Source organism: Amycolatopsis jiangsuensis (assembly GCF_014204865.1).
GTDB lineage: Bacteria > Actinomycetota > Actinomycetes > Mycobacteriales > Pseudonocardiaceae > Amycolatopsis > Amycolatopsis jiangsuensis.
Window position 1 is genome coordinate 629,761 of the sequence record NZ_JACHMG010000001.1, and the last position, 12,447, is coordinate 642,207.

General features: G+C 71.6%; 12 protein-coding genes. 7 read left to right on the top strand and 5 right to left on the bottom strand.

Annotated elements, in window-relative coordinates; translation table 11 throughout:
• The first annotated feature begins 34 nt into the window (after positions 1-34).
• Positions 35-550, top strand: a complete 516-nt coding sequence (locus BJY18_RS02675) for a GtrA family protein (protein WP_184777373.1) — start codon at positions 35-37, stop codon at positions 548-550.
• On the opposite strand, the gene BJY18_RS02680 is transcribed toward BJY18_RS02675, so the two are convergent.
• A complete protein-coding gene (locus BJY18_RS02680) occupies positions 480-2,654 on the bottom strand; it encodes a glycosyltransferase (RefSeq protein WP_184777374.1) in 2,175 nt (724 codons plus the stop codon). The genes BJY18_RS02675 and BJY18_RS02680 overlap by 71 nt on opposite strands.
• The gene (locus tag BJY18_RS02685; protein WP_184777375.1) at positions 2,651-3,592 is read right to left on the bottom strand and encodes an NAD-dependent epimerase/dehydratase family protein; all 942 of its coding nucleotides are present in this window, start codon (positions 3,590-3,592) and stop codon (positions 2,651-2,653) included. Before BJY18_RS02685 ends, BJY18_RS02680 begins: the two co-directional genes overlap by 4 nt.
• Before the next feature lie 249 nt (positions 3,593-3,841).
• Between BJY18_RS02685 and BJY18_RS02690 the strand changes: the two genes are divergently transcribed.
• The 3 genes from BJY18_RS02690 to BJY18_RS02700 are packed head-to-tail and all read left to right on the top strand — an operon-like array spanning position 3,842 to position 5,970.
• Positions 3,842-4,285, top strand: coding sequence for a helix-turn-helix transcriptional regulator (locus BJY18_RS02690; RefSeq protein WP_184777376.1), 444 nt, complete (start codon positions 3,842-3,844; stop codon positions 4,283-4,285).
• The gene (locus tag BJY18_RS02695; RefSeq protein ID WP_312873711.1) at positions 4,282-4,890 is read left to right on the top strand and encodes a hypothetical protein; all 609 of its coding nucleotides are present in this window, start codon (positions 4,282-4,284) and stop codon (positions 4,888-4,890) included. Before BJY18_RS02690 ends, BJY18_RS02695 begins: the two co-directional genes overlap by 4 nt.
• 3 nt (positions 4,891-4,893) lie before the next feature.
• Complete coding sequence (locus tag BJY18_RS02700) at positions 4,894-5,970, top strand: hypothetical protein (protein ID WP_184777377.1); 1,077 nt, start codon at positions 4,894-4,896, stop codon at positions 5,968-5,970.
• On the opposite strand, the gene BJY18_RS02705 is transcribed toward BJY18_RS02700, so the two are convergent.
• Positions 5,912-6,433, bottom strand: a complete 522-nt coding sequence (locus BJY18_RS02705) for a 2'-5' RNA ligase family protein (RefSeq protein WP_312873712.1) — start codon at positions 6,431-6,433, stop codon at positions 5,912-5,914. The two genes, BJY18_RS02700 and BJY18_RS02705, sit on opposite strands and share 59 nt — an antisense overlap.
• Positions 6,434-6,627: 194 nt before the next feature.
• Between BJY18_RS02705 and BJY18_RS02710 the strand changes: the two genes are divergently transcribed.
• The 3 genes from BJY18_RS02710 (at position 6,628) to BJY18_RS02720 (ending at position 9,331) form a co-directional block, all read left to right on the top strand.
• A complete protein-coding gene (locus BJY18_RS02710; RefSeq protein WP_184785064.1) occupies positions 6,628-6,789 on the top strand; it encodes a hypothetical protein in 162 nt (53 codons plus the stop codon).
• A 102-nt stretch (positions 6,790-6,891) separates the two neighbouring features.
• Entirely contained in the window at positions 6,892-8,406 is a 1,515-nt protein-coding gene (locus BJY18_RS02715; RefSeq protein ID WP_184777379.1) for a CehA/McbA family metallohydrolase, read from the top strand.
• 91 nt (positions 8,407-8,497) lie between these two features.
• Entirely contained in the window at positions 8,498-9,331 is an 834-nt protein-coding gene (locus tag BJY18_RS02720; protein WP_184777380.1) for a hypothetical protein, read from the top strand.
• 187 nt (positions 9,332-9,518) lie between these two features.
• Here BJY18_RS02720 and BJY18_RS02725 read toward each other — a convergent pair whose 3' ends face one another.
• Together BJY18_RS02725 and BJY18_RS02730 are read right to left on the bottom strand one after the other, a co-directional pair.
• Entirely contained in the window at positions 9,519-9,950 is a 432-nt protein-coding gene (locus BJY18_RS02725) for a hypothetical protein (RefSeq protein ID WP_184777381.1), read from the bottom strand.
• Positions 9,951-10,084: 134 nt separating this feature from the next.
• Complete coding sequence (locus BJY18_RS02730) at positions 10,085-12,358, bottom strand: transketolase-like TK C-terminal-containing protein (protein WP_446680358.1); 2,274 nt, start codon at positions 12,356-12,358, stop codon at positions 10,085-10,087.
• Between the last annotated feature and the right edge of the window lie 89 nt (positions 12,359-12,447).

Here is a 12,447-nt window from a genome sequence, read left to right on the forward strand (position 1 = left end):
GGCGGTCCGGACGGCCCGAGGGGAGACTGGGGACATGACGACGGTAACCAACCCGGTGAAACCTCGCACGGCGGAGGAATCACCGGATTCGCCACCGCGGCGGCGCCGGGGCCTGGTGCGCTTCGCCCGCGCGGCGACGAGCTCGGTGGCCGCGACGCTGCTCAGCCAGGCCGTGCTGCTCACCGCGCTCGCCGTGGGCGGGGCACCGTGGCTGGCCAGCGGCGCAGCCTTCGCCGCCGGTGCGGTGCTGAACTTCTTCCTCACCCGCCGCTGGGTGTGGGGCCGCCGCGGACGGCCCGAGATGGGCCGAGAGCTGCTGCCCTACGTCGCCGTCATCTCCCTGGGCGGCTTCGCCTCGGTGGGCCTGACCACGCTCACCGGCCACCTGCTCGCGCCACTCGCGTTGCCGCACGTGTGGTGGGTCGTGGTCCTCGACGCCGCGTACGTGGTCAGTTACGCGCTGGTGTTCGTCCTGAAGTTCACGCTGCTCGACCGCTTCGTGTTCGCCCGCGACGCAGCACGTACCCCCGCCACCACGTCCCCGTCATGACACGGGCGTAGTTCGCGCCGTAGACCAGGCTGCCGCCCTTCTTGCTCTTGCCCGCCTTGCGCAGCCGCATGCTCATCGGCCGCTCGAGCACGCGGGCCCCGCGCGCCGTCACGCCCAGCAGCAGTTCGGATGACTGGTACTGCGGTTCGTTCAGCGGGACGGCGCAGGCGAGGTCCGCGCGCATGCCGCGGAAGCCGAACGAGGTGTCGCTGATCCGGCGCAGCGTCAGCAGCGACGCCAGCCACGCGAAGACCCGTACCCCCAGCCAGCGCATCCGGTTGTCCGCCTCTTCGTGGCCGAGCCGCCGTGAGCCGGTCACGAAGTCCGCGGTCCCGTCGAGCAGCGGGCCGACCAGTTCGGCCATTTCGCTGTTGTCGTACTGGCCGTCGCCATCGGTGGTCACGATGTACTTCGCGCCGTTCTCGGCCGCGAGGTGGTACCCGAGGCGCAGCGCGGCGCCCTGCCCGCGGTTCGCCGGCGCGACGCACACGTACGCGCCGTGCTTCTCGGAGATAGCGGCCGTGTCGTCCGTACCGCCGTCGACGACCACCAGTACGTCCACCCGGAGCCCGCGGCACTCCTCGGGCATGTCCTCCAGCACCTGGCCGATACCGCCGGCTTCGTTGTAGGCGGCGATCACCACGGTCAGCTCGGACAGCTCCGCGCCGGGATGGCGTTCGTGGAAGTCGGCGACGGCACCGTCGTCGACCGCGTCGGGGTACGCGGCGAGCCGGCGCCGGCTCGCCGCGGTGAGCGTGGTGAAGCCGAGCGCGCCGGCCGCGGGCAGCAGGACGAGTGCGGGCAACTGGTACCTCCAGGAGAATTCGAACACCGCTGAGGCGAAGAGCAGGAACAGGCCGGCGCCCGCGGCGAAGAGGGCGCCACCGCGTGCCGGGTCACCGGGTTTCTTGCGGCGCAGCACGGTGGCCAGCCCGAGCAGGGCGAAGAACCCGAGCACCGCGCCGGGCACGAAGCCGCCACCCAACTGGTAGTGCCGCAGGATCGTCGCGATCGGCTCGTCGACGCTCGGGTCGACCCCGTCGTACTGACGGGTGTACGCGGCGACCAGCGGCGCGTCGGCCCACAGCGGATAGGTCTGCTGGAACTGCCACCGGTCGACCTCGACGTCGTTGACCGCGCTCGCGCGCTCGAAGTGGAAGCTCTTCGAGAAGTCGCCGATGATCGCCTTCGCGACGTCCCACCACTGCACCTCGAGGACTTCGTAGGCGAACTCGGTGGCGAGTGCGTTCTTGTCCGCGCCGGGCGGCAGCGGCCCGGGCCAGGCCGGGTCGAAGTCGGCGTGCGTGTAGTCGTCCACCCGCCGGGTGCCGACCGGATTGGCCGGGCAGAAGACCTGCAGCGTGGGTTCCAGGTTCAGGTTCGCGCAGTCGGCCACCGCCGCGGTACGGCCGTAGAGCATGTTGCCCGAGGGGCCGGTCAGCCCCCATTTTCCGGTCTGCGCCTTGACTTCCGCCGCGTAGGGCACGACCACGACGAGCATCGCGAGCACGCCGATGCCGGCGTTGCGCCAGCCGCGCGATGAACGCCACGCGCGGCCCGCCGCGAGCACGTACAGCAGGAACGGCACGGCGAGTGCGATGCCGATCAGCCGCACCAGCACCGCGAATCCGACCACCAGCCCGGCGAGCGCGATCCGCCGCCAGTTCGGTTTCCCCTTCGCCAGCAGCAGCCAGAGCAGTCCGAGCAGCAGTGCCTCGAACAGCACCTCGGACATGATGTTCTGCTCGATCTGCAGCTGGTAGGCGTCGAGCAGCAGCGGCGCGGCGGCCAGCGCGCCCACCCAGTGCCGCGCGCCCAGCCGCCGCGCCAGCGCGTAGATCCCCACCGCGATCGCCATTCCGGCCAGGTGCTGCACCGCGGCGACGAACGCGAGGCCGCCGACCGCGAGCAGCGGCCGCAGCAGCAGGTCGTAGCCGATCGGGTTCAGCTGGTCGGCACGCAGCCCCTGCAGATTGTCCAGGTACCGGAACGAATCGATGTACAGCAGCGCGGGCCGGTAGGCGACCCAGGTCAGCACGCGCAGCGCGGTACCGAGGACCAGCAGGACGAGGAGGAAGGCGTGGCGGCGGAGGAACCGGGTCACCGGAGGGCGGTCTCCAGTTCCGAGAAGTACTTCCAGGCGGTGGCCAGCCCGTCGGCGAGCGAGATCTCCGGACGGTAGCCGATGGTCTCCGCGCTCGCCGACACGTCGACGATCACAGCGGGCATCTCGCCTGCCGGCGCGGGCACGTGCTCCACCGGCAGCTCCGCGCCGGTCACCTCGCGCACGGTCTGGACCATTTCCAGTACCGATACGGAATGTCCGGCGCCGACGATCGCACGGCCGCTGTGCCCGCTCTCGTAAGCCAGCACGATCGCGCGCACGACGTCGTCCACGTGCACGAGGTCGCGGCGCTGCTCGCCGGTGCCGTACACCCGCACGCCTTCACCGTTGAGCGCCGCGCGCATCATGCGCGGAACGAAGCTGTCCTTGTGGGACATCCCCGGTCCGTAGACGTTGGTGAAGCGCAGCGCGCAGGTCGTGAGCCCGTACGCGCCGGAGTAACCCGACATCAGCATCTCGCACGCCGCCTTCGTCGCGCCGTAGGGCGTGAGCGGGCGAGTGGGAAGGTCGACGGTGATGGCCGAGGTGCCCACGTCGCCGATCACCGCGTTGGTCGACGCGAGCACGAACCGGGGTACTTCGTGTTCGCGGCAGAGCTCCAGCAGTTCGTGGGTCACCGCGACGTTCTCGGCGTACGTTTCGCGCGGCAGCTCGACCGACTTGAGCACGGACGTGAGAGCGGCGAGGTGGACGATGCCGCCGGTTCCGGCGGTCACCGCGGCATCGCGGGTCGCCGCGTCCCGCAGGTCGCCCGTGACGACGCGGATTCCCTCGTCGCTGGTCTCGAACGGCACCCGGTCCACCACAGTGACCGGATATCCGCGTTCCCGGAACGCGCGGACGGCGGCTCGGCCGATGAAGCCGCTGCCACCGGTGACGACGACAGGTGTCCTTTCCGGACCGTGGGGGAGTGCCATGGCGGACAACCTACCTCCGCGCCCTGTGCGGTCCTTGTGCGGTCGCGTCCGGCGTCGTGGCAGGGGCGCTGGCGTGGGTGGCGGCAGGGGTTCCGCGTGTGGGCACCCCCAGCGACCACACGCGGACCCCGTGTTTAGTTTTCTAAACAGTGCTCACGAGGAGTGTATCCGGAACGGTACAAGTGGTGTCAAGTTTACGTGACGGTTATGCTGGGAGCTGTCGCGGAACGAGGACGGGTTGGGGGCGGTATGGCCGAGCAGGACGAGGAACGCAGTTTCGCGTACCGGCTCGCGAACCTGATCGCGACGGTGCACCCGCCCGACCGCAAGCCCTACTCCTACCGGGAGATCGCCCAGGGCGTCGCGGACCTGACCGGGGTCAGCATGTCGGCGACGCACGTGCAGCAGCTGGCCGTCGGCGCGCGCCGTGATCCGAAGCGTTCGCACATCCAGGCGCTGGCCCGGTTCTTCGGGGTGCCGGTCACCTACTTCTTCGACGACGAGGTGGCCGACCAGGTCGACGGCCAGGTCGCCGAGGTCGTCGCCTGGCGCGACACCCAGGCCCGGGACCTGGCCCAGCGCGCGATGCGGCTGTCCGGCCGGGACCGCGAGACGGTGACCGCGCTGATGGACCAGCTGGGCAGCTACGCCTCCGGGCGCGAGCGGACCCGGCGCGGACGCAAACCGGAGTGAGCCGGGCCGCTATGCTGGCGGTCGCCGGCGTGCCCGGGACCCCGTGGTGCGGCCGGCTGGTCCTGCCGCCGTCCGTTTCGGGAGGGGTCATCGACCCGGTGCTGCGCACGCGTGCCCGCCGGCGGGTGCGGGCCCTGCTGCGTGCCGTGCCGCCGCCGCGGCCGTGGTCGATGAACGCCTGGATCGACCGGCTGGAACGCCACCGCGGCCGCGACATCGACCTGCTGGCAGTGCGATACGCGCCGGGGCAGCCTTCCGGTGCCTGGCAGCGGCACGACAGCTACGACCTCGTCGCCTACGCCGACGGCACCTCCAGCCTGCACCAGGACCACATCATCGCCCACGAGATCGCCCACGTGCTCTGCGAACACCGCGGCGACTGCGTGCTGTCCGAGGCCGACGCGGCACGGGTCGCCCCGGACCTGTCCGCGCACCTGCTGTCGCATCTGCTCACCCGGGTCACCACCGACGCCGACGAGTACGAGGCGGAACTGATGGCCGTCCTGCTGCTGAGCGCCGCGACCTCGGACGACGCGCCGGTGCGCCCGGAAGCCTCGGGCCCGGCGGCCGAGCGTGCGCGGCGGTTCGCGTCGGTGCTCGGATAGCGGATGATCGACGCGCTCTTCTTCGGGGTCGGGCTGTTCGCGGTCGCCATCGGGATCTGGCGTGCGGTGCGTGCGCGCCGGACCGGCGCAGGGGGCGGCTTGGCGATCTCCCTGATCGCACTGGGGATCGCCTTCTGCTTGCTGGCGAACAGCGCGCAGGCGGTGGAGAGCCGGATCTACCCGAGCCTGGGCCGGTTGCTGTCGAATCTCGCGACGATGGTGGCCGCGTACGGGGTTTCCGTCACCGTCGCGGAGATCGGCGGCGTGCGGCATCGGCGGAAGCGGATCAGGCCGGCGGTGCTGCTGGTCGCGCTGGTGGTGCTGGCGGTGTCGTTCTTCGCGACCCGCGGGCTGCCCACCGGGGTGGGGCTGTTCAGCGAGCTGTACCGCTCGAATCCGACACTCATCGCCTACATCGTCGTCTACACCTCGTATCTCGGGTACGCGGTCGCGGAGATCGCGGTGGTGTCGGCCGGTGCGGTCCGTGCGGGCACCGGTGCGTTCCGGGCCGGACTCGGTGTGGTGTTCGTTGCCTGCCTGGTCGCTTTCGCCTACCTGGTGGGGAAAATCGTCGACCTGATCCGTGACGTCGGGGCTGAGCACCCGGTCGCGGAGGTGTGCGAGGGTGCGTTTTCGACTCCGCACTGTGCGCTCGCAGTGGGTTTCCCGGCGGTTTCGGTGCTGCTGCTCGTGGTCGGGCTGACCGTGCCCGCGTTTCCGGCCGCGGGACGGGCGCTGCGTGACGCGCGGGCTCGCGCGGAATTACGCCCGCTGCGTACGCATCTGGTCGAGCGTTATCCCGATGTCGTGCGCCTCGACCACGAGGACGGCACCGGCCGGGAACGACTGCTGACCATGATGAGCGAGATCAGCGACGGCCTCCTGCTTGCCGGAGTGGATCCCCGGTTGTCGCCGCCGGCGGCAGTGCGCGCGCTGCGCACCGGGGAAGGACCCGCGTCCGGCGACGCGGTGGAAAGCGCTGCCGGCACGGCGTTCGAAGCGGATGTGACGCGGCTGCGGGCTATTGCCCGGGAGTTCCGAGCGGAGCCGACAGCCGGAGCTGCCAGCCCTGCTCGGTGAGCACCACGAGGTGCAGCGTGTCGGCGCGTTCGGTCACCGGGAGTGCGGCGGCCGCGCGTTCGGCCACCGTGGCGCGCTGTGCGTCGGTGCCCCCCATCGCGATGGTCAGGTGCACCGGCGGATGCGCTCCGAACCGTCCGCCGTAGGGCGGGACCTCCGGCCAGCGCGCGCACACCGCGTCGGCCAGCGGCTGCAGCGCCGGCGCGGCGGCGGCGACGAACCCGGGCGCGGTCACCAGATCGGCCAGCCGGACCTCGACCGGCTCGTGCGCACGGGCGAGCGCGAGCACGGCCTCGTCGGTCCGCTCGGTGAGCTGTGCGGCGGGCAGGAACGGGTACAGCGCCGTGACGTGCGGCGGGAGCCCCGGCCGGACGAGGCCGGGATCGACCTCCGCGGCGAGGGCGAGCAGTCCGGCGGCGGCGGGCAGTTCGACGACGAGCGCACTGGTTCCGGGAGTGGGCACCCCACGATCCTGCCCGAACGCGCGGCCCGGTGGGACGGCGGCCTCGCCGCGGACGGGACTCGCTTCCGGCGAGTTCGGCAAGGCGGCCCTTTCCCTTTCCGGGTGACTATTCAGCTCGGCGAATAGCGGGTGGGGAACCCTAAGTCTTTCCCAAGTCCGGCGCCGCCGATTCGGTACGGTTCTACACTCGGCGAATGAAGATCGTCCTGTGGACCGCATTATGCGGATTGTGTGCCCTCGCCGGCCACGTGCTCCTGGGCGTCGTGGCGGCTTTTCTGCTCCTGGCTTGTGTTCCGGCTGCTCCCGCGGCCGGTGCGCCGGAGCCGGAAAGAGAATTGACCGGCAGCCGCGGCTGATCTTTTTCCCGAAAATGCCCGCCGGCCGGTCGCCGAGTGTTCACGTGCGCGTCGTTGCGGGTGCCCGGACTCCCGCATAGCGTCGGCGAGGGAGGTGCGGGAATGACAGCTGGGGAACCGAATCGGCGCGCTGTGCTGCGGGCGGGCGGGGTGGCCGCCGCCGGTGCCGCGATGAGCATCCTGCCGGGGGTGGCGTTCGCCGCGCCCGCGGCCGGCACCGCGACGCAGACCAGGACCGTCACCGGCACTTTCCGGCCGGACGTACCGGACTGGTACTACGTGCCGGTCGACGTGCCGCCCGGGGCACGGCAGATCGACGTCGCCTACTCCTACGACAAGCCGTCCGTGCCGGCCGGCGTCCGCGGGAACGCCTGCGACATCGGCATGTTCGGGCCGGAGGGCCACGAACTCGGTACCCGCCGTGGGTTTCGCGGCTGGTCCGGCGGCTTCCGTGACCGGTTCTCGATCAGCGCCGCGGAGGCCACCCCCGGTTACCTCGCCGGCCCGGTCACGCCCGGCCGCTGGCACGTGGTCCTGGGCCCGTACACGGTCGCGCCGCAGGGCATGGACTACCGCGTGGACATCACGCTCACCTTCGGCCACGACGACCGGGAGCCGTTCCGGCCGAATCCCGCGCCGGATCGTGCGCCGGCGCGGGAGCGCGGGCGGGCGTGGTACCGCGGGGACTGCCACCTGCACACGGTGTACTCCGACGGCAAGCGCACTCCGGAGGAGCTGGTCGCCGACTCGCGCGCGGCCGGGCTGGACTTCATCGTCTCGACCGACCACAACACCTCGAGCTCGCAGCTGATCTGGGGCGACCACGCGACCGAGGACCTGCTGATCCTCAACGGCGAAGAGGTCACCACCCGATCCGGGCACTGGCCTGCGATCGGCCTGCCCGCCGGGACCTGGGTCGACTGGCGTTACCGCGCCGCCGATGCCCGCGAGTTCCGCCGGTTCGCCGACCAGGTGCACCGTGCGGGCGGGCTGGTCACCGCGGCGCATCCGTTCGCGAACTGTTTCGGCTGCACCTACGAGTTCGGCTACGAGATCGCCGACGTCGTCGAGGTGTGGAACGGTCCGTGGACCGCGGACGACGAGGCGAGCGTGACGCACTGGGACGGCCTGCTCCGCGGTGGCCGCTGGATCCCGGCGATCGGCGACTCCGACGCGCACAACCCGGAGCAGCGCGTCGGACTGCCGCACACCGTCGTACTGGCCGACCGGCTCGCCCGGGCGGAACTGCTCGCCGGGATCAAGGCCGGCCACTCGTGGCTGGCCGAGTCGGAGGCGGTGCGGCTGGACTTCTCGGTGTCCGGCGACGGTCGCACGGCGGGCATCGGGGAGCGGCTGACGGTGGGCACCGGGACGCCGGTCACCGTGCGGGCGAGCGTCGAAGGCGTGCCCGGCACCACCGTGACGCTGCTCGACCAGCTGGGGCCGGAACACACCGCGACGGTGCCGGAATCCGGCAGCGCAACGGTGCGCTGGACGACCTACCCGCGGTACAGCCGATGGGTGCGGGCCGAGGTGCGCCGGCCCGCCGGCGGCCCGGACACCACGACACCGAACGCGATGGTCGCCCTGTCCAACCCGATCTTCCTCGGCACCTGACCGACCCGCTGACCGACCCGCGCAGCCGCGCGTACCGGCGTCCGGGCAGACTGGACACCGGTGCAGGTGTGGTGGAAGGGCAGGGGAGCGGGTGCGCGGGTGTGGCGTACGGCTGGCGATCGCGGCTGTCGTGGTGGTGCTCGCCGCGGTCGTCGTGGTGGTGGTCGTCTTTTCCCGGGGCGGTGAGGTACGGACGCCGGGCTGCACGGTGAGCCTGCCCCCGCCGGCCGCAGACCAGGAGGCCCCGCAGTACACCCTGCAGCCCCAGCAGATGGACAACGCCGCGGTGATCGCCGCGGTCGCCGGCAAGGAGGGATTGCCGGCGCACGCGGTGACCGTCGCGCTCGCCACCGCGTTGCAGGAATCCAAGCTCCGCAACCTGTCCGGCGGCGACCGTGATTCGGTCGGCCTGTTCCAGCAGCGCCCGAGCCAGGGCTGGGGCACCCCGGCCCAGTTGCAGGACCCGGTCTACGCGGCGACGGCGTTCTACCGCAGGCTCGCGAAGCTCCCCGGCTGGCAGAGCATGCCGATCACCGAGGCGGCACAGGAAGTGCAGCGCTCCGGCGCGCCGGACGCGTACGCACAGTGGGAAACCGTGGCCGCCGCCGCCGCGGCCGCGTTGACCGGCCAGTACCCGGCGGCGCTGACCTGCCGCAACATCGCCGTCGGGCAGCCGGAGGTGGATCTGGTGGACACCGCGAACGCCGAACTCGGCACCGCCCGGCTCAGCGGCGCCCACCCGGCCGACGAGGGCTGGCGGATCGGCAGCTGGCTCGTGGCGCGCTCCGCCGCGCTCGGCGTGGACAAGGTCAGCTTCGCCGGACAGACCTGGACCTCCGAGTCCGGGGCGTGGGCGGCCGACCCGGAAGCCGGGCAGAACCTTTCCCTGCACCAGGTCCCCGCGGGAGCGACCAGCTCCGGCTGACCGACTTACCAGCGGGCGACGGTGTTCGCTTCGGCCGGCGCTGCAGGCACCGCTGGCCTCGTGTGGCGGCCTCGTGAGTGTTCGCGCCGGCTATTGCAGAACCGGTCTGAGTACTCACGAGACCGCAGGCACCCAGGCTGCCCTCCCTGGCCGACCATACGGCCGGGCCAGGGAAGGCCGACCTCTGCTAGTGACCGCGGGTCACCAGCAGGGTGACGCCGGCTTCGCCGCCGCAGTCGACCAGGACCGGGCCTACTCCGTAGCCGAGCTTGTCGCTCACCTTGGCGGTCGCGGTGAACTTCTCCGGGCCCGGGTCGACGATCGTGACGTCTTCCAGGCTCGGGCGTTCCGGCGAGTTGCCGACGACGCGCTTCAGGCCGGTGCCGTCGGCGCAGGTGCCGGTGATGGTGATCTCCTCGCCGGGGGCGGCCGGATTGGGCGTGACCTCCACGGTCGCCCGCGCGCCCTTCGGCGGTTGCTGCTGCTGAACTCCCACGGTGTTCCCCGTTCCCTGCTCCGGGACCGCCGACGCGACGGTGAACCCGGTCGTGGTGACCGCCACCGCCGCCACCGCGGCCGCGCCGATCACGATTTTCCCCTTGCGTGACACCACGGACATCGCATCTCCCTCCCTTGAGTGTCCGATTCGGACACTTACCGGTCCGCCCCGCATCGCGGGGCTCATCGGGGTAGTCGCCGGCACGGGTGGGTGAGGTTCTCTCCGGACACGATTGTGACCGGGGTCACGAAACGTCAGTCGGTGACGTCGAGCGCCGCCCGGATGATGCTGTCGGTGTCGATGCCATGGTGGTGGTACACGCTGTCCAGGTCGCCGGACTGCCCGAACCGCGTCACACCCAGGTGCGTGGCGCGGACGCGGTGCACGGTGGCGAGGAACGCGAGCGTGTGCGGATGCCCGTCGAGCACGGTCACCATCGGCGCGGAGCGTTCCGTGGGCAGCGCCGAATCGAGAATCCACGTTTCGGCGGTGTCGTGGCCAGCGCGGGCCTGCACGGCGCGGAAAAGCAAGCCGGGGCTGGTCACACAGACCACGTCGGCGTGTGTGCCGAGCGCGTCCAGCCGATCGGCCGCGGTCAGTGCCTCGGTGACCATCGCGCCCATGGCCACCAGCGTGACGTCCGGCCGGGCGACCGGGGCGGTGCGGATCGGATAAGCGCCGGCCACGACCTGGCGACGGCGGCGTTCCCTGGCCGCCCGGTCCTCCGGCACCGCGGCGAGGCGCTGCTCCACCGGCCGGGTGGAAAGCCGCAGGTACGCCGAGGTGCCGTCGGGCCGGCCCAGCCGGGACAGCGACGCGAGCAGTGTCCACTCCACGTCGATGGCGAACGCGGGCTCGTAGGTGACACATCCCGGCTGCTCCAGGCCCACCGACGGGGTGGTCACCGACTGGTGCGCGCCACCCTCCGGCGCCAGCGTGACGCCGGACGGGGTACCGACGAGAATCGACTGGCCCCCGCCGTAGATGCCGAACGACCACGGTTCCAGCGCGCGCTCCACGAACGGGTCGTAGAGCACCCCGATCGGCAGCAGCGGACGGCCCCAGCGTGACCAGGTGGTACCCAGTTCCCCGAGCGCGCTCACCAGGTTCACCTCGGCGATGCCCAGTTCCAGGTGCTGGCCGGTGGGCTGCTCCCGCCAGTGCAGGATGGTCTCCGGATCGTCGGCGAACCAGTCCGTGCGCTCCTGCGGCGACCACACGCCGACCTTGTTGACCCAGCCGCCGAGGTTCGTGGTGGACGAGACGTCCGGGCACAGCGTCACCACGAGTTCCGCGGCTTCGGGGGCCTCACGAGTGAGGTCGAGCAGCGTCCGGCCGAGTGCGGCCTGCGTGGTGGTCCGGCCGGACGGGGTCCGGCCGATGTCCGCCGGAATTGCCGGGATCGCCTGCGGCACCACGGTTTCGCGCCGGAGGCGGGTCGCGGTCTCGGCGCACAGGCGGGCCGCCGCGGTCCCGTCGGCGAACGTCTGCCACGGAGCGTCGACCGAGGTGCCGACCCGGGCGGCGAGCTCGCCGAGCTGGCCGGCGGTGAGCAGCGACGAGTGGTTCTGCGGATGTCCCTCGCTCGCGAGCCCGAATCCCTTGACAGTGTAAGCGAAAACGACGGTCGGACGGGTGTCGTCGATGGCGTCGAACGCGTCCAGCAGCGCGGGCAGGTCGTGCCCGCCGAGGTTGCGGATGGCCGCGTACAGGGTTTCGTCGTCGAGCGTGTCCAGCAGCGGTGCCGACTCCGGGGTGGTGAGACGTTCCCGCAGTTGCGCCGGGGTGCAGCGGAGCAGCCGCTGGTACTCCGGGTTGGACATCTCGTCGATCCGCCGCCGCAGCGCCTCGCCGCCCGGCCGGGCGAACAGGTCCTGCAGCAGCCGCCCGTACTTGACGGTGAGCACCTGCCAGCCGGCCGCGGTGAACATGCCCTGCAGCCGGGTCGCGCCGATGTTGGGGACCACCCGGTCCAGCGACTGCCGGTTGAGGTCGACGATCCACACGACCTCGCCCAGCTCCGCCACCGTCGGGTCGAGAACCGCCTCCCAGCAGGCGCCCTCGTCGAGTTCGGCGTCCCCGATGAGCGAGTACTGCCGTCCGGTGCCCGCGCCTCCGCCGTGCGCTTCGACGTAGCGGCGGGCCAGCGCGCCCCACAGCGGTGCGGTGGCGCCGATGCCGACCGAACCGGTGGAGTAGTCGACGCGGTCCGGATCCTTCGACCGCGACGGATAGCTCTGCAGGCCGCCGAATTCCCGCAACGACGTCAGGTACTTCTCGTCGAGGTCGCCGAGCAGGTAGTTGATCGCGTGCAGCACCGGGGAGGCGTGCGGCTTCACCGAAACCCGGTCCTGCTCGCGCAGCCGGGCGAACCACAGCGCGGTCATGATCGAGACCATCGAGGCACTCGAGGCCTGGTGCCCGCCGACCTTCAGCCCGGTCGGGTTCGGCCGGACGCGGTTGGCGTGGTCGATGATCGCGGTGGAGAGCCACAGCACGCGGTCGGCCACCTCGCGCAGGACGTCCACGGTGTCGTTCTCCCGGACCCGGCCGGGGGCGGTGCTGGTCACAGCGGCGGAAACCTCTCTTGGGCGCAACGTTCGGCCCAGTCCAACAG